Source organism: Aquimarina latercula DSM 2041 (genome assembly GCF_000430645.1).
In the GTDB taxonomy this organism is placed as follows: Bacteria; Bacteroidota; Bacteroidia; order Flavobacteriales; family Flavobacteriaceae; genus Aquimarina; species Aquimarina latercula.
This window is the reverse complement of record NZ_KE387185.1, coordinates 468,546-491,449: the sequence shown is the minus strand read 5'-3', so window position 1 is coordinate 491,449 and position 22,904 is coordinate 468,546. Positions and strand designations below refer to the sequence as shown.

30 protein-coding genes and 1 tRNA gene are annotated in these 22,904 nt (G+C 30.1%); 14 read left to right on the top strand and 17 right to left on the bottom strand.

The features are described 5' to 3' along the window. The first annotated feature begins 83 nt into the window (after nt 1-83). The 5 genes from H526_RS0120050 to H526_RS0120030 all read left to right on the top strand — a co-directional run bounded on the left by H526_RS0120050 (nt 84) and on the right by H526_RS0120030 (nt 3,396). Nucleotides 84-890, top strand: a complete 807-nt coding sequence (locus H526_RS0120050) for a universal stress protein (protein ID WP_027394654.1) — start codon at nt 84-86, stop codon at nt 888-890. A 10-nt stretch (nt 891-900) separates the two neighbouring features. Next, nucleotides 901-974: transfer RNA gene (locus tag H526_RS0120045), tRNA-Ala, on the top strand. Between the two features lie 718 nt (nt 975-1,692). Next, on the top strand, nt 1,693-2,304 hold the full coding sequence (locus tag H526_RS0120040; RefSeq protein ID WP_027394653.1) for a nitroreductase family protein: 612 nt from the start codon (nt 1,693-1,695) through the stop codon (nt 2,302-2,304). Between the two features lie 100 nt (nt 2,305-2,404). Further along, nucleotides 2,405-2,704 (top strand): HPF/RaiA family ribosome-associated protein, encoded by a 300-nt coding sequence (locus H526_RS0120035; RefSeq protein WP_027394652.1) that lies wholly within the window; start codon nt 2,405-2,407, stop codon nt 2,702-2,704. Between the two features lie 11 nt (nt 2,705-2,715). After that, nucleotides 2,716-3,396: a type 1 glutamine amidotransferase domain-containing protein gene (locus H526_RS0120030; RefSeq protein WP_027394651.1), complete on the top strand. Its 681-nt coding sequence runs from the start codon at nt 2,716-2,718 to the stop codon at nt 3,394-3,396. Between the two features lie 119 nt (nt 3,397-3,515). Here H526_RS0120030 and H526_RS0120025 read toward each other — a convergent pair whose 3' ends face one another. The 4 genes from H526_RS0120025 to H526_RS0120010 form a co-directional block, all read right to left on the bottom strand. Continuing rightward, the gene (locus H526_RS0120025) at nt 3,516-4,358 is read right to left on the bottom strand and encodes a mechanosensitive ion channel family protein (RefSeq protein ID WP_027394650.1); all 843 of its coding nucleotides are present in this window, start codon (nt 4,356-4,358) and stop codon (nt 3,516-3,518) included. Nucleotides 4,359-4,551: 193 nt separating this feature from the next. Then, the gene (locus H526_RS0120020; RefSeq protein ID WP_027394649.1) at nt 4,552-5,010 is read right to left on the bottom strand and encodes a hypothetical protein; all 459 of its coding nucleotides are present in this window, start codon (nt 5,008-5,010) and stop codon (nt 4,552-4,554) included. Nucleotides 5,011-5,279: 269 nt separating this feature from the next. Beyond that, nucleotides 5,280-5,432 carry a hypothetical protein gene (locus H526_RS32185; protein WP_162897369.1) on the bottom strand — a complete coding sequence of 51 codons (153 nt, stop codon included), beginning with the start codon at nt 5,430-5,432 and terminating at the stop codon, nt 5,280-5,282. A gap of 27 nt (nt 5,433-5,459) precedes the next feature. Beyond that, nucleotides 5,460-6,821: an NAD-dependent succinate-semialdehyde dehydrogenase gene (locus H526_RS0120010; protein ID WP_027394648.1), complete on the bottom strand. Its 1,362-nt coding sequence runs from the start codon at nt 6,819-6,821 to the stop codon at nt 5,460-5,462. Between the two features lie 190 nt (nt 6,822-7,011). Between H526_RS0120010 and H526_RS0120005 the strand changes: the two genes are divergently transcribed. The 3 genes from H526_RS0120005 to H526_RS0119995 are packed head-to-tail and all read left to right on the top strand — an operon-like array spanning nt 7,012 to nt 7,911. Then, complete coding sequence (locus tag H526_RS0120005; protein ID WP_027394647.1) at nt 7,012-7,341, top strand: YtxH domain-containing protein; 330 nt, start codon at nt 7,012-7,014, stop codon at nt 7,339-7,341. Further along, a complete protein-coding gene (locus H526_RS0120000; protein WP_027394646.1) occupies nt 7,341-7,688 on the top strand; it encodes a hypothetical protein in 348 nt (115 codons plus the stop codon). The genes H526_RS0120005 and H526_RS0120000 overlap by 1 nt, the downstream gene beginning before the upstream one ends. Before the next feature lie 13 nt (nt 7,689-7,701). Continuing rightward, complete coding sequence (locus H526_RS0119995; RefSeq protein ID WP_035086439.1) at nt 7,702-7,911, top strand: DUF6327 family protein; 210 nt, start codon at nt 7,702-7,704, stop codon at nt 7,909-7,911. Between the two features lie 11 nt (nt 7,912-7,922). On the opposite strand, the gene H526_RS29700 is transcribed toward H526_RS0119995, so the two are convergent. The 6 genes from H526_RS29700 to H526_RS0119965 all read right to left on the bottom strand — a co-directional run bounded on the left by H526_RS29700 (nt 7,923) and on the right by H526_RS0119965 (nt 13,048). After that, nucleotides 7,923-8,984, bottom strand: coding sequence for a response regulator transcription factor (locus H526_RS29700; RefSeq protein WP_035086108.1), 1,062 nt, complete (start codon nt 8,982-8,984; stop codon nt 7,923-7,925). A gap of 207 nt (nt 8,985-9,191) precedes the next feature. Beyond that, entirely contained in the window at nt 9,192-9,662 is a 471-nt protein-coding gene (locus H526_RS0119985; RefSeq protein WP_027394644.1) for a hypothetical protein, read from the bottom strand. Between the two features lie 32 nt (nt 9,663-9,694). Beyond that, nucleotides 9,695-10,201, bottom strand: coding sequence for a Dps family protein (locus tag H526_RS0119980; RefSeq protein WP_027394643.1), 507 nt, complete (start codon nt 10,199-10,201; stop codon nt 9,695-9,697). A 204-nt stretch (nt 10,202-10,405) separates the two neighbouring features. Next, nucleotides 10,406-11,008: a DUF2652 domain-containing protein gene (locus tag H526_RS0119975; protein WP_027394642.1), complete on the bottom strand. Its 603-nt coding sequence runs from the start codon at nt 11,006-11,008 to the stop codon at nt 10,406-10,408. A gap of 1 nt (nt 11,009) precedes the next feature. Beyond that, nucleotides 11,010-12,296: a DUF2254 domain-containing protein gene (locus H526_RS0119970; RefSeq protein WP_027394641.1), complete on the bottom strand. Its 1,287-nt coding sequence runs from the start codon at nt 12,294-12,296 to the stop codon at nt 11,010-11,012. Nucleotides 12,297-12,328: 32 nt separating this feature from the next. After that, nucleotides 12,329-13,048 (bottom strand): flavodoxin family protein, encoded by a 720-nt coding sequence (locus H526_RS0119965; RefSeq protein ID WP_035086104.1) that lies wholly within the window; start codon nt 13,046-13,048, stop codon nt 12,329-12,331. Between the two features lie 303 nt (nt 13,049-13,351). Here H526_RS0119965 and H526_RS0119960 point away from each other — a divergent pair, with 303 nt between their 5' ends. The 4 genes from H526_RS0119960 (at nt 13,352) to H526_RS0119945 (ending at nt 17,187) form a co-directional block, all read left to right on the top strand. Further along, nucleotides 13,352-13,927, top strand: a complete 576-nt coding sequence (locus H526_RS0119960) for a hypothetical protein (protein ID WP_027394639.1) — start codon at nt 13,352-13,354, stop codon at nt 13,925-13,927. Nucleotides 13,928-14,105: 178 nt separating this feature from the next. After that, nucleotides 14,106-15,200, top strand: coding sequence for a DNA topoisomerase IB (locus H526_RS0119955; protein ID WP_027394638.1), 1,095 nt, complete (start codon nt 14,106-14,108; stop codon nt 15,198-15,200). 19 nt (nt 15,201-15,219) lie between these two features. Then, nucleotides 15,220-16,119, top strand: a complete 900-nt coding sequence (locus H526_RS0119950; RefSeq protein WP_027394637.1) for a mechanosensitive ion channel family protein — start codon at nt 15,220-15,222, stop codon at nt 16,117-16,119. Nucleotides 16,120-16,155: 36 nt separating this feature from the next. Continuing rightward, nucleotides 16,156-17,187: an AI-2E family transporter gene (locus tag H526_RS0119945; protein WP_118390040.1), complete on the top strand. Its 1,032-nt coding sequence runs from the start codon at nt 16,156-16,158 to the stop codon at nt 17,185-17,187. An 18-nt stretch (nt 17,188-17,205) separates the two neighbouring features. On the opposite strand, the gene H526_RS0119940 is transcribed toward H526_RS0119945, so the two are convergent. Genes H526_RS0119940 through H526_RS0119925 form a run of 4 tightly spaced genes read right to left on the bottom strand, consistent with a single transcriptional unit; the run spans nt 17,206 to nt 18,374 of the window. Continuing rightward, nucleotides 17,206-17,718: a hypothetical protein gene (locus tag H526_RS0119940; protein ID WP_155839738.1), complete on the bottom strand. Its 513-nt coding sequence runs from the start codon at nt 17,716-17,718 to the stop codon at nt 17,206-17,208. A gap of 4 nt (nt 17,719-17,722) precedes the next feature. Continuing rightward, complete coding sequence (locus H526_RS0119935; RefSeq protein ID WP_027394634.1) at nt 17,723-17,875, bottom strand: YqaE/Pmp3 family membrane protein; 153 nt, start codon at nt 17,873-17,875, stop codon at nt 17,723-17,725. An 11-nt stretch (nt 17,876-17,886) separates the two neighbouring features. After that, nucleotides 17,887-18,132, bottom strand: coding sequence for a hypothetical protein (locus H526_RS29695; RefSeq protein WP_027394633.1), 246 nt, complete (start codon nt 18,130-18,132; stop codon nt 17,887-17,889). Between the two features lie 29 nt (nt 18,133-18,161). Further along, complete coding sequence (locus tag H526_RS0119925) at nt 18,162-18,374, bottom strand: hypervirulence associated TUDOR domain-containing protein (protein ID WP_027394632.1); 213 nt, start codon at nt 18,372-18,374, stop codon at nt 18,162-18,164. A gap of 373 nt (nt 18,375-18,747) precedes the next feature. On the opposite strand from H526_RS0119925, the gene H526_RS0119920 reads away from it, so the two are divergent. After that, on the top strand, nt 18,748-19,197 hold the full coding sequence (locus tag H526_RS0119920) for a ferritin-like domain-containing protein (RefSeq protein WP_027394631.1): 450 nt from the start codon (nt 18,748-18,750) through the stop codon (nt 19,195-19,197). A 107-nt stretch (nt 19,198-19,304) separates the two neighbouring features. Here H526_RS0119920 and H526_RS0119915 read toward each other — a convergent pair whose 3' ends face one another. Next, complete coding sequence (locus tag H526_RS0119915) at nt 19,305-20,324, bottom strand: helix-turn-helix transcriptional regulator (protein ID WP_051336251.1); 1,020 nt, start codon at nt 20,322-20,324, stop codon at nt 19,305-19,307. A 243-nt stretch (nt 20,325-20,567) separates the two neighbouring features. Here H526_RS0119915 and H526_RS0119910 point away from each other — a divergent pair, with 243 nt between their 5' ends. After that, nucleotides 20,568-21,269 (top strand): SOS response-associated peptidase, encoded by a 702-nt coding sequence (locus H526_RS0119910; RefSeq protein ID WP_027394629.1) that lies wholly within the window; start codon nt 20,568-20,570, stop codon nt 21,267-21,269. On the opposite strand, the gene H526_RS0119905 is transcribed toward H526_RS0119910, so the two are convergent. Both H526_RS0119905 and H526_RS0119900 read right to left on the bottom strand, forming a co-directional pair. After that, nucleotides 21,259-21,609 carry a hypothetical protein gene (locus tag H526_RS0119905; RefSeq protein WP_027394628.1) on the bottom strand — a complete coding sequence of 117 codons (351 nt, stop codon included), beginning with the start codon at nt 21,607-21,609 and terminating at the stop codon, nt 21,259-21,261. The two genes, H526_RS0119910 and H526_RS0119905, sit on opposite strands and share 11 nt — an antisense overlap. 122 nt (nt 21,610-21,731) lie before the next feature. Beyond that, complete coding sequence (locus H526_RS0119900) at nt 21,732-22,757, bottom strand: helix-turn-helix domain-containing protein (RefSeq protein ID WP_027394627.1); 1,026 nt, start codon at nt 22,755-22,757, stop codon at nt 21,732-21,734. Nucleotides 22,758-22,904 lie beyond the last annotated feature (147 nt).

The window sequence follows — 22,904 nt, the reverse complement described above, 5'->3', positions numbered from 1 at the left end:
CGTATATCTTCAACCTATCAAAAGAGAGATTTACTGCTCAAAAATTGTAATTTTGCATCCTGACACACAAATTAAGCTTAGAAATGAAAAATATTCTTGTTCCTTTAGGACTATCAGAAAACTCTGTAAGTATCGCACGACTTCAATATGCAATTGATTTTGCAAAAGAACTAGGAGGAACCATTTACGCCGTACAAGTTTTTAAAGAACTACCTAGATCCGGTAGTCTCCCTTCGGTAAATGAAACACTAAAAAATATTTCGGTTACAACAATTGAAGAAAAATTTGCTCAAGTAGAAAAAAAAGGTGTATCGGTCATTGCCCTTCCGCTAGAAGGTGATCTATTAGAAGCTATTCCAGAATTTAATCTAAAACACTCTATAGATTTAATTGTTCTAGGTTCGGAAAGCCATGATATCAAAAACTCTTATTTCCTTGGAGAGACCTCTGGAAGTTTACTAAAGAAAACAGAGATACCTGTATTAATTGTTCCCGAGAATTATGTTTTTCAGCCAATCAATAGGACATTAATGGCTATAAAATCAGGAGTCATTAAAAAGCAAAAAACATTGAACCCCATAAAAGAAATTCTAAGTGCTTTTGATTCAGAAATAAAATTACTTCAGGTTAAAACAAAAGAATTTTTGCCCGAAGACGCGGAATTTCAGAAAGATTTAGCAGAAATTATAACATCCTATAAATCTTCAGAAAACGCAACCTTGTTTCAGGGAGTTTTAGAACATCTTAATGAGAACAATCCAGATTTGTTATGTGTATTTAGGCGTAGTAGAGGTTTTTTTGCTAAACTATGGGAGGAGAATACCATATTGAAAAAAGATTTTGAAAGTAGGATTCCTTTATTAGTCCTTAAGGGTGCATTGCGTGATTAACTTATAATCAGGGGATGTAGCTCAGCTGGCTAGAGCGTTTGACTGGCAGTCAAGAGGTCGTGGGTTCGAGTCCCATCTTCTCCACAGATCATCAGATACATTACTAATATTACAAACATTCCGTTTCGTAACGTAGTATTACTATATCCAAAATTAAGTTGCAAAATAGTTGTTAATGACATTAACCTTAAAACTGTTTATTTAACAGTTCTTATGTTAAAAATGACTCATAATGGTTAAACACCGTTAAAGAGCTTGACATCGCTTGAATGGATTCTATTTTAATTAATGTACAGTACTAAACTAACTAGTTTTAAATATTTTTAGTTTAAGAAAAAAATATTAATCCTGAAAACTGTTGATTCGAAATATAATGGAAATAAAAATTTAATCGTATTAACCAGCATTTCCCTTTTCGTATTTGCTATAGCTTTAATTTCTATCCTAATCTAAATCCAAGGCTCATATTTAATTGTTAAAAGGATTCCCTTATTTACAATTAAAAAAAGAAAAGTCGAAAATGCATTACCTAATAACAACAAATAATTTAAATGAAACGAAAAATAAACTTTAAACAAAGACTAATTAAATCATTATTACTATTATTTCTAGGATTTTTAATCCTTTATGGCTCTTCTTTTGTCGCTATTATGGTTTTCTAAAATCAACAAATAAAACTTATAGCCAACAATTAATACATATTCAAAATGATTTGAGTTAATCTATCTCTTTTTTCAGCACCTTAATTCAGAACAGGAAATCTACCTTTATCTGAAGTTACATTTTTAAAAAAGAAAAAAGCATGGAATTAGAAAATAAAAATATTAAAAAAGAAACAAAACTCGAAATTTTACCAATACTTAAAGATCGATATTCTCCAAGAATTTTTGCAAAAACTTCAATATCAGAAACCGAAATACGCACAATCTTAGAGGCTGGAAGGTGGGCGCCAAGTTCATATAACAGACAACCTTGGAGAACGATATGGGGTATAAAAGGAAGTAAAACATATGATAGAATATTGGACTGCTTAAGCGATTTTAATAAATCTTGGGCCATAAATGCTCCCGCTCTGTTTCTCAATGCATTTAAAAAAACCACAGATCAAGGAGAAGAAAACTTTCACGCATTACACGATCTAGGGCTATATATGGGAAATGTTACTGCCCAAGCTCAACATTTAGGTATTGCACTTCATCAAATGGCAGGAGTAAACCACGAGCAGGCGAAGAAAGAGTTTAAGTTTCCCGAAGAATACCATGTGGTCACCGCCATAGCCTTAGGATATTACGGAGGCAATATCGAAGATCTCCCTGAAGATTTGAGAACACAAGAAACTCCAGAACATAGAACAAGAATGCCTCAACTAAATTTCACTTTTAACGGTAATTACATACCAAACGAAGTTATTTAGTCTTAAAGAGATTGATAAATAGGGCTCAATAATAATTGAAACAACAAACACTATCAGGTTTCCCTATTATTATGATAGCAGTTACCATAAAACATTAATAATGAAAACAATTTTTGAATACACTAACATAAGTAAAAGCGATAGATTGGAATCTTTTGTACAAGAAAAACTAAATGATCTATCCACAAAATATTCATTTGTCATTCGTGGAGATATTTTCTTTAAAAAAGAAAATAAAACAGATGGCACTGGTCATATTTGTGGAATTCGTTTAAGTGCTCCTGGACCAAGATTATATGCTTCTTCTGATGAATTAAATTTTGAAGACGCTATATCTAAAACTATTAGCGATCTAAAAGATCAATTAGAAAGAAGAAAAGAAAAAATGAAAACTTATTAAAAAATAAAATCATGAAAATACTATTTGTTTTAACATCTCACGATAAACTCGGGGATACAGGAAAAAAAACAGGATTTTGGATCGAAGAATTCGCCACTCCTTATTATTATTTAATAGATAAAGGTGTTGACATTACGCTGGCATCTCCTAAAGGCGGACAGCCTCCTATCGACCCCTCTAGCGATGAATCACAAAATCAAACTGATTCTACAAAACGTTTCCATAAAGACGAAGCATTAAAAGATAAGTTAAGCAAAACAATCAAACTATCTGAGATAGACGAAAAAAACTATGATGCTATTTTTTATCCTGGAGGTCACGGACCACTATGGGATCTATCTAACGACACTGATTCTATTAGATTGATTCAATCTTTTTATGAAAACCAAAAACCAACTGGTCTTGTTTGCCATGCTCCCGCCGCATTAAAAAATGTAAAAACATCTAACGGAGATTATTTAGTTAAAGGTAAGAAAGTGACTGGTTTTACCAATAGTGAGGAAGCCGCTGTGGAACTTACAGAAGTAGTTCCTTTTTTGGTAGAAAACATGCTAAAAGAAAATGGAGGCACTTACAGTAAAGCAAATGACTGGGAACCTTATGCAGTACAAGATAATAATCTTATCACTGGGCAAAATCCCGCATCATCAGAGAAAGTAGTAGAAAAATTATTTAATCTTCTTAAGAATTAATTACTTTTCTGATCAAAAAATAATATTAGAAAAAAGCAGGGGATTTTGCTTTTTTCTAATATTTTTAAAACATCAATGAATAAATAATGTAACTGTTTTTATCCAACAATATACTTTAGTTAGTTCTTCTTTGATACGTTATCAGAAATCAATCGAATCTCACGTTGTGGAAAAGGTATTGATACACCTTTACCTTCTAAACGTCTTTTTGCTTCCTCAATTATGTAGAAATGAACTTCCCAAAAATCATCATTTAATGCCCAATAACGCAACGATAGAGTAACTGAGCTCTCTCCAAGTTCTGACACATATATTTCTGGAGCAGGATCCTTAATTACCTTTTCCTGACTATCAATTAATTCTAACAAAGTGTCTTTTGCATCCTTGATATTACTTTTATAAGATATTCCTATTTCTATTTTATCTCTTCTTTTATTTTCTGAAGAATAATTAATTATGTTTCCGTTAGAAATTTTACCATTTGGAATAACTGCTAATTGATTCCCAAATGTGTTTAGTTTTGTAGTAAAAATTGAAATTTCTTTTACTGTGCCAGAAACTCCTTGTGCTTCGATAAAATCTCCTATTTTAAAAGGCTTAAAAAACAAAATTAAGACACCTCCTGCAAAATTTGCCAATGAACCTTGAAGAGCTAGACCAATTGCTAATCCTGCTGCTCCTAATATTGCAACCAAAGAGGATGTTTGAACACCAAGTTGGGTCACAACCAATACAATTAAAAGGATTTTCAGACCAATATTAATTAAGTCATATAAGAATTTTTCTAAAGTAACATCGTAATCTTTCCTTTGAAAAAATTTACGAAGTGCCTTACTAAAAATATTGATAACCCACACTCCTACCAAAAATATTAGAATAGCAGAAATCAATCCTGGCACAAAATCCCATACCCAGGCAATAAATTGATTCCAGTTTTCTGCGATAAGCCCTAATTTTTCCATATTACGATTAATTTTTATCTATTATCAACTTGATTATTTCCCTTTCCATCATTAAAGATTATATTAATCAAGATATACTTCAATTTTTTACTTGATGTTCTACTATTATTCTTTTTCTTTGTTATCGCTCCAAATTTTCTTTCACTTATGACAAATTTTCGAATCTTTGTCTATGTCTAGTCAAAATTTATTACTAAAAAACCAGTTTAGATTCAAATGCTTCTGACCACTTAGATGCCCTAAATACTGCAGGAATTAACGTTCCAAACACCTTAAAGTTTCTATGATACACAGAACTGTTACCCTGAAGTTTGCCTAATTTCACAGACATTGGAGTCTTAATCACTAATTCTTTTTTATTTGCTTGATCACATTTAATTAGTACACTTTCTTTACACAAAAAATCATCTTTTCTATCATCCTGTTCTACCCTTACAATTTTAGTTTCGTCCCAATTAGAAATCAACACAGGAACATCACTGGCTCCATGCATATCATAAACGAAAAGGTGCAGCAAATACTCCATATTGCCACTTATATCTAATGGATGAAATTCGATTTCTGTATTTACTATAATATTATTTATTTTATGATCATCTACTTCTACATATTCTGGTATTCTGTCTAATATTATCTGTTTTATTTTTGCCATTTTTTATCTTTTATTTAATTATTACATTTTAAAAAAAAGGGGAATTGAATACCCCAAATCCAATCCCCCAATCATCATTAATCAAATCTAATCATCTATCAATTCACACAATTATTTTCGTACCAATATAGATCTACCTAATGTGTTTTATTATCTTTTATTTATTCTAAAAAATTTTTATTCTTTTCGTTACTACAAATATTGACTTTTACTAATTTATTTTAGATTTACAATAGACATTACCTCTTTCCAAATTATGATTGATTCATTTAAAAATATTCTAGAAATATTCCTGATGCAATTACTCCGACTATCAAAAGTGCAAGAACTATTACAATAAATTTAGCTCCAGTTATTGTTTTTTTATTCTTCTGAAAAATGTAATCTCTTCTATTTTCTTCTTCTTCTTTTATAAATTTCATTTGTATTTTCTTTTTATTTTACTTCAATTATTTTATGTAAACCGTTTTTTTATTTACAAACTCCAGTATTCCTTCTTTAGAAAGTTCTCTTCCATATCCTGAGTATTTAGTTCCGCCAAAAGGTAATCTAGGATCAGATTTCACCATTTCATTAATGAATAAAGCCCCATCTTGGATTTCTCCAATTAACCTTTTAGCTTCTTCGATTTTTTCGGTAAAAATCATGGTCCCCAAACCGTACTTAGAATTGGTAGCTAGTTCTACTGCGTGCTTTTCGTTATTTGCTCTTATTACTGAGGCTACGGGACCAAAAACCTCATCATCAAACACAGGCATTCCTGGTTCTACATCCGTTAAAATCGTTGGTTCAAAATAGGCTTTTTCACGTTTATTACCGATCAATACTTTTGCTCCTTTCTTGACAGAGTCACTAATTTGCTGTTCAACTTCTTCTGCTAAATCAACTCTTGCCATGGTCGCTATATCAGTTTCTGGCTCAAGTGGACTTCCGAATTTTAATTTTTCGATATTGGCTTTAAAACGACTCAAAAACTTATCGTAAATTTCCTCTTCGACAATAAATCTTTTGGCAGCGATACAACTTTGACCTGCATTTTGCATTCTAGCAGTAACCATAGTCTCTATATGTTTTTCTAAATCTGCATCTTTTAACACGATGCAAGCATTGCTTCCGCCTAACTCAAGAACAAGCTTTTTAAGATGTTTTCCCGTCGTTTCTGCAATTTTTCGACCTGCTTTTTCACTACCTGTTAGACTTACTGCTTTTACAATATCATTACCAATCATGTAATTTATTTGATTGTGGGATGCAATTACTGACATAAAACAACCATCTGGATACCCCGCTTCTTCAAAAATATTTTGAATTTTTAATGAACATCCAGTTACATTATTGGCATGTTTAAGTATCACAGTGTTCCCTGCTGTAATGGTTGGAATAGCAAAACGCATTACTTGCCATAATGGATAATTCCATGGCATAATTCCTAAAATAGTTCCTAAAGGATCATAACTTATAAAACTTTCCTTAGCCTCTGTCTCGATAATACTATCAGCAAGAAATTGTTCTGAGTTCCTTATATAAAAGTCACCTAGCCAAATACATTTTTCAATTTCCGAAACGCTTTCTTTAAAAGGCTTACCCATTTCCTGCGTTATCAAATTAGCCAATACTTCTTTCTGCTTATTTAAAATAGAAACCAGTTTTTTTAAAAGATCTGTTCTCTCGGAAATTGATGTTCTTTTCCAAGCAAGAAAAGTTTTATTCGAAGTTTTTAAGACATCTTCTACTTGTTTATCTGTAAACAAATTGTATTCTTTTAAAACTTCTCCTGTAAAGGGATAGTTTGTTTCTATTTTATTAGACATTAGATATAGTATTATAAATTTAATCTGCTCCAAAGATAAATTCGAAATAAAGGAAGGATGAACGCATTTAAAATAAATGTTGATCCTTTTACCAAAATGCGTTTACGTTAACATCGTTACGATTTGAGTTAAACATAATGAGTATGTTTTCAGAACTTTGAAGAAGAAATTAATCTTTAAACAATATATTATGAGTTCTAACAACAATTCTCTATTAGGAATACTAGCAGCAACTGCAGTAGGAGCAGCTTTAGGCGTATTATTTGCTCCCGATAAAGGAGTTAATACCAGAAAAAAAATAGTTGATGAAGCACAAAATGCAAAAGAAAATCTAACTAGAGAGGCTTCTATTCTTCAACATAAAATTACAGACACTGTAGTTGCTCAAAAAGATACTTTAGACACTAAGGTTGAATCTTTAGTATCTGATGCCAGTTATAAAGCTGAGGATCTTATTACTACTTTAGAAAAAAAGCTTAACGAATTGAAAGCTAAAAACAAAAAATTACAAAAATCATAATGGGAGTTTTTGAAGCGCTAAACGAAACATCCAATAAAGCTTTAGACTCTGGAGAATCTTATATAAAACACTCAAAAGAATATTATAAGTTAAAAGTATTTCAACAACTAACCAGATCTTTTAGTTCTATAACCAAATTATTTATTATTGGGGGATTGGTTTTTCTTGGAATCATTTTTAGCACCGTTGCTGGAGCAATCTGGTTAGGCAAATTATTGGATAGTACCGTTGTAGCCTGCTTAATAATAGCAGGTGCGTTATTCTTATTTTCTACTATTAGTTTTTTAATGAGAAAAAAGATCGATCACTATATCATAAGAAAAATTTCGAAAGAATTTTTTGATTAAAACTTCTAATAGTATGAAAAAAATAAAAGTATACACTTCATTTGAGGAAATTCATAATGAATTAAAAACATTACAACTTAAGAGACAAATTTCGTTAGAAGAAATGAAATTAGCAAAATCCGAATTTAAAGAGGATCTCCAGCCTTACCAATGGATGTCTACTTTTTTAAGTGCACTTAAAAAATATGGTCTTCTTTATTTGATAAAAAGAATGTTTAAATAGTTTTTCTTCTGCTATCCCGCTACTACTTGTTCTACAGGACTTTCTACACTATTTTTAAATTCGTTTGGACTAATATTATATTTTTGTTTGAAAATTTTTGAAAAATAACTTCTACTACTAAATCCTATTGAATATACAACCTCGGAAATATTCATATCCGTGTTTCTTATCAAATCTCTTGCAGCTTCTAATCTTACATGACGTATATATTCTGTAACAGTTCTAGCGTATAATAACTTAAATCCTTCCTGAAGTTTAGCTTGGGAAAGCCCAGTTTCATCAGATAATTGTTCTAAACAATAATCCTTTGATACATTTTTAATAATTTCTTTCGCAAGATTTCTTACTATTTTTAACTCCCTTTTTAACAAAGTTGTCGGTAATACCTTCTCTTTCATAGCACGATCATGCTGCTGTATATGCATAGAAAGAATCTGATAAACCATTCCTTCGATTTGTAAAATTCTAATCATTCCTTTTTGCTTTACCTTACGTAAAGCTCCTATCTGATCTGCTAGTTTTAGATTATATGTTCCAAAATAGGCAAAGGCCTTTTCATGATCTTCATCCATAAAAATCCTGTATAGGTTTTCATTAAGTTGAGATACATTATTTAATCTCTTTTTTAGGTATTTATTTCTAGCTATCTGAATGACATTAATCTCCAATTTTTCTTCCTTCGGAAAATACCCGTAATTAAATCCACCATCCCTACTAGTAATGATAACGGATTGAAATTTTTCTAAAGTGTGTATATTTTCTTGGTAACCGAAACGATGTCCACAAAACCCATCTAAACAATAAGCAAAGTGTATAGGGTTGTATTCTGAAGCATCCATCTTTAAGATTATTTCCTCATGAAATATAATATCATATTCCAACAAACTAACTCCCCAATCAAAAGTGATAAACCTAATCGTACCGTGAGCATTAAGATTATTGACTGTAAGGATATACTCTCCCCATCTTTCTTTAATTTCTCCTCCTATAACCTGTTGTATCTGTTTTACGGTTCCTTCTGTATCTTGGGCTGTTATATTTATTTCTAGTGGTTGGTTAGGGTAATTATACATGAACTAAAGATTTAACAATAACTATTAAGTTTGTTTAACTTTTTTTCAAAAATAATAAACAAAATGATTTTTATGAAAATCTTACTTGTAAAAATTTGTTAAAAACAACTTCATTTTGACCTCTATTCCTTTCTATAAACACACATAGGATAGTTCTCTAAAAATAGAAAACTATCCTATGTGTTTTAAAAAAAATGTATTTAAGATCTAGATGGTATCGAATTCGTCCACAAAGAAGAAATCACGATCCTCGTTATTAACGAAGTATACACCTTCTCCAAAAATGTATTCTACATTTTTGTTATCCACAATTACTTTGAAACCCTTTTCTGTTTGTTTTAATTCAAAACTATCACTAGGATCTTTATTATAACGTAGTACAATATATTTATCATAGTCACTCCAAACATCATTATCTACATAAATCAATTTTGTTACTTGAGTCGACACTTCTTTTTTACCTTGATTTAACTTTCCTTTATCTGCTTTCTTTAATTTTAAAGGAGTTTTACTGGTTTTATAAACAGTAATTCTATAGGGAATTGTTTTTCCATCTTTCTTAAACTCGAACGTTTTAGTTGTTTTAGTTTTTATCCTTTGTGAATCGCTTTGCGATACTGCATTAGTAGCTACCGTGAAGCAAATAAGTAATGCCATTATTGTTTTTAAGATATTCATATTGTTGTTGAGTATTTAATTTATTAAAATGTTTATGCTTCTCTAATTAAGCTAGTATCTAATTTATCTGATGTGCTTTTTGACCAAGCGTTTAACATCCAGCTGAACTTTTCCAACTCACGAATGTATGCTCCAATCATATCTATAGTCCCTTCATCACCTGCTTCATCCGCATGTTTAAGAACTACTCGCATTTGTGCTAGAATCTTTACATGATCTTTTAACAGTTCTTCGATCATTTCTGTGTCCTTCATCAATGGAGAAACTTCTTCTACATCAGCTAATTTTATATATTCTTTAAACTGACTTACCGGATGATGTTGCAAGGTTAAAATACGTTCCGCTATCTCATCGATTTTTACCTTTGCATCGTTATATAATTCCTCAAACTTTACATGAAGGTCGAAAAAGTTTTTCCCCAATATATTCCAGTGAAAACCTCTTAACTTTTGATAGTATAAATTATAATCCGCCAGTAAAACATTGAGTTCTAATACAACTGGTAACAATTTTTTTTCATCTATATTTAAATAATTCATAGCAATTTTTTTTAAGATTAGTATTCTATTAAAATCAACTAAAAAGAAGCGCTTCATTTTAGTTAATACAAAGATACTTTAACGAACAAGGTGTTATTTGCTCATATACTATTTATCTTAACGCTATCGTAAATAGGTAATAACTAGTCTTAATCCTCTAGAAAAGAAGTAATTATTTAAAATTGACTTTTTTGTATGAAGAAATTAGGATTGCAGGGGTCTTAAATCAATATAACTATAATTAACCTCTCCAATATGTTCATATTCTGTTTCTCTGTCGTGAAGTTTTCCCCAACCAAAATTACGATCGATAATATGATCCTTATATTCTGACAAAAGGTTTTCTGATAATAAAATATACTCGTCTATTGGCACCTTATTCTTGAGTAAACGATGTGCAATAATTACATCCTCTCCCATCAGTTTTATATTTTTACCAATAGGAACCGCACTAACTTGTTTCCCCAGATGTAAAACAATTTTTAATCCTAACATATTTGGGATATGCTCTCTTTCTTTATTGTCTGAATGTTTCTTATATAATATATTCAATTGAGAATAAAACTCATCATAGAATTTTCTGCATTGATCTATAAGCACTTTAAAAGTTGGTAGTTCTCCAGGTCTATAAAATAACACTGCATCGCCCTCTATTTCGGATACCTTGAGTCCAATTTCATTTGCATAAATTACCTTATTAAGTAAAGCAGGAATTACCTCAGAGCTCAATTCAATTTCTGTTGAACTCATAAATTCCGTAAAACCACTAATATCCGGTATACAGATTAGTATTGATTCCGATTCCATTCTAACTTTGTTTATTCAATAGCATTAAGATACGTTTTAGATCATTATTATTGGTAATATTATCTTTCAAATCATGTATTAGGGCTTCTATCTCTGACTGTACAGCTTCTTTATACTCAGAACATATATTTTTGCTATTTCCCAAGAAAATTAAAGCATTCAATAATTCGTAGGAAACAGAACTATCCGCTTTAGAATATTGTCTTATTGGCTCTATAATGATGCGCATCATTTCTGCAGCTGGAATCTTATTATGTATAACCTTGATCTTACAATTCTTTTCAGAAATAACAGTTTTAGGTTGAATTTGTAGCGCTTCGTACAATAATTGTCCTATCTTAGAAATAGCATTGATTGCTGTACCTGGATCATTAATTCCAGGTGATAAAGCCTTCACTGCAACTTCTGTGAGTTTTATCATCCCACCAACTCCACTATCATCCTCATGTCTATTAGACAAAATATACACACAAACGTGCAGAGATTCTAATTCTTCTTTGGTAATCGGTTTCTCAATTCTTAGTATTGGATCTCCCTTCCAAACATGCTGATCTGGATATGGGATTATTTCAATGATATTTTCTTCCATTTTTAATGAATCCATAAGAAAGAATTGATCAAATGATCTGTAATAACCTGTTTTATTACTATTAATTGTTTTCCAAAATTTATCTGGAATATCTTCTATACTATAATCGAATTTTTCTTGATCCTCTTTTTCTTTGGTAAACAAATTAATACAAGATTTATAGATCTTGTCTATAATATTATGTATTTGAATAGCTTGAGAGATACTATGAATAAAATATACGAATAAGCCTATGCAAAATGCGCCTAAAGCTGCTGCTATCATTACAGAAAAGCCTACATTATTCGACGATCCATATGCGCCCAATGACATTAAAACAATAATAGTATATAATATCGTCCCTATATAAAAGCCTAAAATTATTTGATGTTTTTTATTGGATATCAATCCAGGAAGTAACCTTGGAGAAAAGTTAGAAGAAGCTTGATTAAGCACTACCATTACCATAGTAAAGCTAAAAACAGTCAACGATAAAATTCCTCCAAACAAAGTTGACAAAATTGTTCTTGCAGTTTCATTATCCTGAACTATGAGATAGGTGACCTTATTTTTAATAGAGTCTATAACTTTTAAATTCTCAATATACAATAACGTAATTGCTAATAAAAAAAAACCTAAACTAATAAGGATTGGATAAAAAGCTATGCTATGAAATACAGCGCTTTTTAATCTTTTTAAAAACTTTAAAGTCGACTTCATAGCTAAAAATTAATTGAATTAAATAGGTTTTATTAACGGTATTCAGGGTTTTCAAAATTCCATCGTGTACCATCATCCCACGCCGACCTAGAATTACCATAAGAAGGAAAACCAGCATTACTCTTTATTAAATTAGCTAGGTGCAATAAATTATACGTCATAAAAGTTGTATTTCGATTAGTGAATTCGTTATTTTTTGCTCCCGATTCTTCATCCATATAACTTGGTCCAGGTCCAGCCTCGCCTATCCAACCACAGTCTGCTTGTGGTGGAATGCTGTATCCTAAATGTTGTAACGCATATAGTGTACTCATAGCACAATGTTTAATTCCATCTTCATTACCTGTTATTATACAACCCCCTACTTTTCCGTAATAAATATATTGTCCTTTATCATTCATTTCTCCACTCATTCCATATAATCTTTCTATTAATTTAGTAGCGACCGATGATTTTTCGCCCAACCATATAGGTGTTCCTACTACCAAAATATCCGCACTCATTATTCTTTTATAAATATCAGGCCATTCATCTACATCTTTCCCTTCTTTCTTCATATCAGGCATTAAACCATATGCAATATTATGATCCACTAATCGAAGATACTCGACCATTACATTTTCTGATCTCATTATATTCATTGATACCTTCATCAAACCTTCTGTATGACTTTTCCGCGAAGAATTTTTTAACGTACAGTTGATATAGATAGCCTTTAAGTTCGAAAAATCTATTTTCTTTTCAGTTCTCATAAATGTAGAATTAAGAATTATTTATTACTCCGATAAAATGTATAATTTATTTTAAGCTTAGGTGTGCAAATGCAATATTTATTAACTCAATAACTATAAATCCTTTTTTTAAAAAAACCTCAAACCAAAGCAGTTAATCAAAATAGTATATGCGCACAGTTTAAGAGAACTAGTGCCATAGCTTTGCAGTATCTAAAAAAATTGAGGGCTACTACAACAATTAAAAAGATCTCATTAGAGCAAATGTGATGTGTTAAATAATAAGGTAGCCCTTAGTAATTTCTAATCTTAAACAATTTAATTATGAAAAAATTTATAGGGGTTTTAATGATCATTCTTTTGATTAGTAGTTGTGATGTACAACAAAAAAAAGAAGCTAAATTACCTGATGTTGATGTTGATATAGAGACCGAATCAGGTCAACTGCCAACTTTTGATGTTGATTGGGCTGATGTAAATGTGGGAACTAAAACCAAAATGGTTAAAATCCCGAAAGTTGTCGTGGTAATGGAAGAAGTAGAAGTAGAGGTTCCGTATGTTGATGTTGATATGCCTAATTCTGTTGAAAAAGAAGAACTTACATTAACTGTAGAAGCTGAAGTTAGCGACAAAGAACACACTATAGAAATTCAAGAAATTGTAGCTAGTAAAGATAAGCTGTATGTAATTTCTCAATTAAAAGAAACAGACCAAACCTTAGGTGACAAAAAATTACGTGTATCAGATAGAGTTATTCTTAACGCTCCTGATCTAAATGTTAAACATATTATTGTTGGAGAAAAACCTGACCGTGTTTTTAACGATCAATATAAGTATGTTAAAGATTTAAATGAATTCAAATCTAATATGCAAAATACTAAAGTAATCTATACTAAGTAGTATCAACGATAGATATGGTTGATTTTTCAATCGAAAATGATCTCTTTGCATTTAGTAAACGAGATCATTTTCATTTAAAATTGAAGTAATAAATATTTACGAAGTACTGAGAAAAAATAGAGTGCTTTTACTTATCCATTATCTCAAAGTATCCGATGCAGAATAATTTGTCCGATTAATGATTCCTGATATTACAAATCCAACGTTTTTAACTAAACTTATCAAAACTCCAGAAAAAGTTATTGATAAACTAAACTTGGTGTATACAAATGATCACAAATTAGCGATTCGTAGATATAAAAAAGGTGAAGATTTCATTTATAAACTAAACGGAGAGATATTATCAGTTCAAAAGGATATTGATAGAATCAAAAAGTTAGTAATCCCACCAGCATGGAAAAACGTTCGAATTACTGTATTAGACAATGGTCATCTACAAGCTACTGGCAGAGATCTAAAAAAACGAAAGCAGTATCGCTATCATCCGCTTTGGCAAAAAATTAGAAGCCAAACTAAGTTTTATAAAATGTATGATTTTGGAAAGCAACTTCCTAAAATCAGAAAAAAAGTCGATACAGATCTAGAACAAAAAGGCTGGCCTAAAAGTAAGGTCTTAGCACTCATTATACGACTGATGGAAGAAACACATATTCGCATAGGTAATGAGCAATATGCAAAAAGAAATAAAACCTATGGATTATCTACCATGAGAACTCGTCATGTTAATATCCAAAAAGATAAAACAAAATTTGAATTCGTAGGTAAAAAAGGTAAACGACACTCTGTTACGCTTCGAAATAAAAAATTAACCCGTTTGATAAATAAATGTGAAGAAATTCCTGGATGGGAACTCTTTCAGTATTATGATAACGATGGTATAAAACATTCTGTAGAGAGTGGTATGGTAAATAATTATTTACACGAGATAGGCGGTGAGCTTTTTACAGCAAAAGATTTTAGAACCTGGGGAGCTACTACTATTGTATTTGAACAACTTATGGAAAAAGGAGTTACAAATAGCAAAAGAAAAATACACCAGAACATACTTGCCGCTTATGATAAGGCAGCACAAAGTTTAGGGAATACCAGAAACGTTTGTAAAAAATACTATGTGCACCCGGCTATAATTGCACATTATGTAAATGGATCTATAAAGTCTTATTTCGATAAGGTAGATAGTTATAATGGGGATACTGCTTATTTTTCTAATACCGAACTAGCGATATTGGAATTACTAAAAAACTATAGACCAGAATTTTTAAATCAAAAATAAACCATTTAAATAGAATACTATGTACGATCAATTAGTAGAAGCTTGGAATAAAATGTTATCAAAACTAAAATCTTGGTTAGATACTATTATAATAAATTTACCTAATTTACTAATCGCAGTAATAGTCTTTATTATAGCACTGATCGCATCTAAATATGTTAGTAAACTGGCCTTAAAACTTTTGGACAAAAGTAATCTCCAGCGTTCAATGAAAAGGGTGATTGCAAAACTAGTTTCAATTTTTGTTATATTATTAGGGCTATTTTTTATCTTAGGTATACTAAATCTTGGTAAGGCTCTTAATACCATTTTAGCAGGTGCAGGAGTTGCAGGGTTAGCAGTTGGTTTAGCACTTCAAGGCGCACTCGCTAACACATATTCTGGTATCGTACTGTCTTATATAAAAAACTTAAAATACGGTGATTGGATAGAAACTAATGATTATGAAGGAGAAGTAATTGATATTGATTTAAGAGCCGTGACTATTAAACAAGTTGATAATAATCTAGTATATATTCCAAACAAATTAGTTGTTGAGAATCCTATAAAAAACTATTCTACAACAGCGCAATCAAGAGTTATACTTAAATGTGGTGTTGGTTACGAATCAGACTTAAAAAAAGTTAAAAGACTTACTATAGATACCGTTGTAAATCATTTTAAAGCTGTCGAAAATCAGGAAGATGTCCTATTTTTATGGAGAGAATTTGGCGACAGTTCTATTAATTATGAATTGCGATTTTGGATTAATTCTACCTCGGCACTGGAAGTGGCAAAAGCAAAAAGTGAAACAATGATGTTGATCAAAGAAGTTTATGATCAAAATAATATTAATATTCCATTCCCAATACGTACTTTAGATCTACCTAAAAATTTTAGTTTAACACATAACGCAAGCCAATCATCAATAGAAGAATAGTGGTAAGAAAAATTATCTAATCTCAATATATCTATGATAAAAAACATAAGTCCTAACATTATACGACAGGTATTTATTCTTCTTCTGATTTTTCTTATCGGAGGACTTATATTTCGTGAGATTCTACCGTATCTGTCTGGAATATTAGGAGCAATAACTATCTATGTTATATTAAGAAAATGGATGATATTACTTATTAGAAAAGGCTGGCACCCAGACCTAGCAGCAAGTTTATTATTATTGATATCATTTGTTGGCATACTAGTACCAGTAATAGGTCTAATTCTTATGTTAAGTAATAAAATAGGTAATGTTACTGAAAACTCGGAAAAATTTGTTTTTGCGATTAAAAAACAACTTGATACCTGGGAATCCCAAATTGGGTATGATATAAGTGATCAAATTGACCCTGATGCTGTTTCTTCTTGGATTGCTGAAAATTTTCAGAATTTAGCTGGTGGAACTTTTAACGTTTTCATTTCTATTGGTATTATGTATTTTTTGCTTTATTACATGCTTACTAATCGAAAAAAGCTAAGAGAATCTCTCTTTGAATATATTCCTATTAACGATGATAATTTAAGAATTATAGGAGATGAAAGTCAAAAAATGGTACGTTCTAATGCTGTCGGAATTCCTTTAGTCGCAATAATTCAAGGGGTGGTTGCACTGATTGGTTTTTTTATTTTTGGAATACCAGATCCTATGTTTTGGTTTGTGATTGTTACTGTAGGTTCTATGATACCTTTTATCGGTACACTAATCGCTATCATTCCAATTTTTATAATAGCATTATCTACAGGAAATACGTTTCAGGCATGGGGAATACTTATTTATGGTCTAGTAATTGTCGGATCTTCTGATAATTTAGTGCGTTTATACGTGCTGAAAAGATTAGACAATGTACACCCAATAATTACATTAATTGGGGTAATCGTTGGAGTTCCTCTTTTTGGATTTATAGGACTTATTTTTGGTCCTCTTCTAATAAGTTTATTTTTAATAGTAGTTCAAATCTATAAATCCGAATATGGCAAAATAGATAATAAAGGCGAAGAACGACTATAAGATCGTTTCTAAATATTTTTAAGAATTTTTATAAAAGTAACTACTTCGATTTTTTTGTAATTCTATTTGTTGTTTTTCGAGCTCCTTTGCTTTAAATTCTTCTATCTTATTATTTCCATCTATACCATTAAATATTAAAGAAGTACAAATTTTAGTCAAAACTTCAAGAATATCTAATGGTATTTTATTGTTTTTTAAACAGACAATACAAGCTTTAATCAACTTTTGATCAAGTTTTAAACATGAATGCACTAGTGATACATAGGCCTGCTTTTTATGATTTAGTTCAATATTTATCTCATTAAAACCAGACTCAATTATACCATGCTCGATGTCGAAAACAGCTAACTCTATTTCGTTGAACGCAAATGCTTCTGTTAAATCATTTATATATTTATTTCTAACAATATTTTGATGATTTAAAAAACGAGATAACTCCGGAACCTGAACTTTTCTTGAGACTTCAAGATATTTCCTTTCAGTAGCAAAAATCGCTTTTAAAACTTCCTGTAATTCTATAAAATTCTTCACAAAATTATTTATTAACAATAAAAGCATGAATTACACCAGGAATCCAACCGATAATTGTTAGAACTAAACTAATTAAAAATGTAGTCCCTAATCCGTGTTTCAAAAAGACTGCTAAGGGTGGTAAAAATATATTTAGAATAATGGTTAATAATGACATACTTTTTAATTTTAATAATTTATATTTTTCTCTTTTTTATTTACTGATTGAAGATTAAGCAGTACTTCTGTTTCATTTTTTAATACAAATGTCCCATCGATTACTTTAATATATAGGGCTACGCTAGTATTGCTAAAACTGACTACTGAATTTTCTTTTATTTTTCTAGTTACTTTATATGTATAAGTCTCTTCTACAACTCCAAAATGCACAAATTGATCTTGCGCCCACTGTACTTTTGTTCCTTTTTTTATCATAAGCTCTAAGTCTATTAAAACAAAAAAATCTAAAAAGTTCTCTCAACCTCACTTTCACTTTTGAGAACGTGATCTCCGTTTTCTTGCTCGATGTATAATGCCTTATTATTTTCTTTTCCATTTCTAGAGACTTTAGTTCCTTTAATAGTTCTAGTAACTTCTTTCGTGTACGTTTCTATAACTTTACCCTCTGCAATTCCATTTCCCCACTTCCATTGTACTAAAGTTCCTTTTCTTATCATGATTTTTAGCGACAATATCAATTTATTATATCACACTAACTGATTCAATCGAAATTTTTATTAACTCAAAACCACTACAATCTTAGTGCTCTTACCGAAAATCAAATGAGTTAACTTTTCACTGTTTAGAACAAATGTTTTACTCATCATTACTCTAATTTAGAGTTCAGAAACATAAGATATGTTATTAGAAATTCTATTGATTTTTGTTTGTGGATTCGCAACTGGTATCATCTTAGTTGTTACGAAAGGATTAATCAAAACTAAAATCAATCGCAAACAAATTTTCTCAAAAAAGAATTTTAAAAATATAAGATGAAAAGCGATAGACATCTCAAAAGAAAATATCGTAAAACTTAAAAATTGAAAAAATATGGCAACGTATTCTGAAAAAACAGGTAATAAACTAAATGATTTGCTTGAAAAAACGTATGATGCGGAAAAAGGCTTTAAAAAAGCTGCTGAGAATGTAACTCATACTCCTCTTAAAAATTATTTTAATCAGAAAGCTCAAGAACGCTATGATTTTGGGCATGAATTAAAAAATGAAATTAAATCTTTTGGCCAAGAAGTAGATAAGGGTGGTAGTATATCCGGAAACTTACACAGAACGTGGATGGATATTAAATCTTTCGTTTCTGGTGATAATGAAGAATCTATGCTTGAAGAAGCGATTAGAGGTGAAAAAGCTTCGGTAGAAGAATATAACGATGTACTTTCAGAAACGACACTTCCTTTAAGTACCAAGTCAATTTTAGTGGAGCAAAAAAATAAGATAGAAAGTGGATTATCTACGATCAAAAGATTAGAAGATCTTACCTAAACTAATTGATATAAAAAGATCACTCCATCTAATATTTTAGACTACGGAGTGATCTTTTTATGTTTCTATTATTTAAACTTATGAATTAGATCGTCTGCTAATTATATTTAACAAGACTTTCTTATTTTATATTCTTTAGGGCTACAGAAGTACTTTCTCTTAAAAATTTTACAGAAATAACTTCTACTTGTCAATCCTATAGAATAAACAATTTCAGATATCGATAAATCTGTTGTTCTAATCAATTTTTCCGCCTTTTCTAAGCGAATATTTCTAACAAAATCTGATACTGTTCTATCAAATATAAACTTAAAACCTTCTTGTAATTTAGCTGGAGAAAGTCCTGATTGCAAACACAATGTTCTAATACTATGTTGGATTTCGGGATGTTCTTTAATATACTCGCCCAATTCGGAAATAGATATCAACTCGTTTTTAAGAAGGCCACTTGTATTAGAATTATTCTCGATCTCTGTATGGAATTGTTCTATATGTTTAGCCAAAATAAGATAGTACCTACCCTTCTGTGAAAGTAGCTCAGAAATTTCATTACTATGCTCTATCCCAAACAACAATTTTAGTTGTTCTGCTATTTTTAAATTATAATTACCTAAATGAAAGTGTTTTGATTTATTTTTAATATCAGATAAAAGATCTTGAATCTTCTTATCGAAACGATTATTTTCTGCACTAAACTTATCAAAATATTCTTTTTTATTAATACATATAATATTAAACATAAAAGAAGTATTTTTTTCTATTATTATACTGTTAGACAATTGAGGATTACTATGAGCAACAGCGGTTTGAAATTGATCTATTTTTACCTTTTCCTCGAAATCTTCAAATTGATGATTACAATACCCTTCTAAACAGTAAAAAAACTGAAGAGCGTCTGTTGCAATATAATTTATAGGAATTTTTACAGTTTGATATAACTTAATGTCAAAGTCATAGCTTTCCAATCCATTTTGCAAACTTGTATGCCTAACCTGACCTTTACCAAAGGATGAATCTATCGTGAGTATGTGAATATCGTAATTTACTTCTATATTTCCAGGTAGATACGTATTTAGTACACCTAATTCGGATGGAATATTTATGCCATTGTCTTTTACATTTTCCATAACACCCAGATTAACTATTTACCTAATTGATTTTTAGAATCTTACAACTAAACTCTTATTGCAAAATTAGCAGCTAAATTGTCAATTCTTTATCTTTATTAAGTTTTTGCTTAACTCTATTGAAAAAAAAGTCGAACATTTATTAATATATTTACCAATAACTAGTAAATGCGTTACGAATTAAATTATACGAGATAATTTTATTTCTTAAATTTTTTTTACTTGCAACGGTAAGAAAAAGAGATGTTTAAAAAAATTGCAAACGAAGCGGAAAGAGAAGTTATTGAAGAGGAAGTAGGATTCAATTTTAAGTTTCCTAAACTTTACTCTCCTAGACGTGTAATCGATGGAAGCGAAGAATCAACCATTTCTATCATTACTACAGAAAATCCTGATTATATATCTTATGGTATTTGGGGGCTATTGCCTCATGATTACAAAGATGAATGGAATGATTTTCAAAAAGTTTATAATACTCTTCAAATTCATACAGAACAATTAGACACAAATCAATTATTCCGAGATTCTTTTAAAAACAGACGGTGTGTTATTATTATTACGGGATTTTTCGTTTATCATTTGTCTAATGGAAGTCTATATCCATATTATGTTTATCAAAAAAATAAAAAGCCTTTTTTTATAGCGGGAGTTTACAACACATTAGATGATGGGTTTATTACTTGTAGCATGTTGACATCAACATCGACTGGAGTAGTTAAAGCAATACAAAACCTTAACTCTACTATGCCCATTATTATATCAAAAAAAACTCTTAAAAACTGGTTAAACACCGAAACAGAAATGACAGAAATTGATCATATCCTTAGAACATCATCCTCTTCTGAATTAGAAGCACACACTATTGCTAAAGAGTTTTTTAAAAACGATATATCATATGAATCCATGTTAGCGCCTGTCTATTATAAAAACATCCCTACTCCATAATATTGCCATAAGAATCTAAGTTTTCTCCATCAATTTTATACTTAACAGCACCTATATCAATTTTAAGTGTTTTAGCAATAACACCATATTTAGGACCCATTCCTTCAGTTAAAAAATTTTCTAAATACTGATTAGCAAACCTAATTTCCTCAAACATAAAAATCCCTCCAAAGGTTTTAGTTTCGTCATTTACATAACAATGCAAAGAAACCAATCCTCTAGTCTTTTTTAGAATACGCTTCCTTTCTGATGAGATTTTTTCTAGATCTTCTAAGGGTAAGGTTGTTTTAAATTTTAAATTAACTATTGCTTTTTCGTTTTGTATTAAGGTTTTATTCATACAAATTTGGGTTATACTTTATTCTACAAGTTATCAAAATTTAATATCCCAATAATAAAAGACATACCTTTCCTAAAAGATACTCCTCTTATCCACATTCTAAACATGTGCTTACGCAAAACTTATTTATCCCTTTTAACTTTTTTTCTATACTCTGTAGGCAGAATCCCGTAACGTTCAAAAAATATTTTAGAAAAGTAACTTCTACTTTTTAAACCTATATTATATACTATTTCAGAAATAGAATCATTTGTATTCTTAATATAATCTCGAGAAACTTCTAATTTTAGTTGCCTGATATACTCATTCACAGACTTAGAATATAGTATATTAAATCCTAATTGTAATTTCTTAGTACTAACACCGGCTTTATTGGCCAATAAATTTACAGAAAGAGGATCAGAAATATTATCTATGATGTAACCCGAGAGGTTTTGAATCTTTTTTATATCCTCTTTTGACAAGGATTCTGGTAAGCCTACCTCATTTTCGTGATTAAAATGTTCTAATAACTGCATTGCCATTATTAGATTTAACTGACCTTCTATAGAAAGAGTCCTAACAATTCCAATATCATTACTCTTTTTTAACTGCTCTATCTGATCAGCTATTTTGAGATTGTAATTACCAAAATGATGATAAGGTAATGATGATTCTTCTTGATTAAATACAGATAGTAACTTCTTACCTAAATAAGAGAGATTATTATTGTTTTTCTTAGCATACTCTCTAGGTAAAATGTATATAAAATTAACTTTTACATCCTCTAACTTAGGAAAAACATACGCTTCCTTAGATAGCTTTTTTGTAGATATAATAATATTTTGATAACGTTCAAAACACTGCGATTTTTCATCATTTGAATCATTATCATATTCTAATCTACCTTCAGAAATAAAAATAAATTCTATCGGATTGACATCTTTTATTGTAAAAATGACTTTAGTATCTTCAAAAAAGTGAAGATCATAATCTAATAATGACACTCCCCAATCAAACGAAATACTACGTATAATTCCTTTTCCAAACTTATTATCAAAACGGAGAACATACTCACCCCATTGTTCTTCAACTTCCCCTTTTAAATAATCATTTAATTGTTTTAATATTTCCGAACCTTCAATACTATGTATTTCAATTCTCTGCATACTATTGTGTAATCTAACTTATAATTTGCGCTTTTTACAAAGAAATTAGATTTACCTCAAACACATTAACAATTTTGAAATTTATACTAACACTATTGATCAGTTTTATAAAAAAGAAAAGTATAAGAAAAAGAAAAGTACTTAATA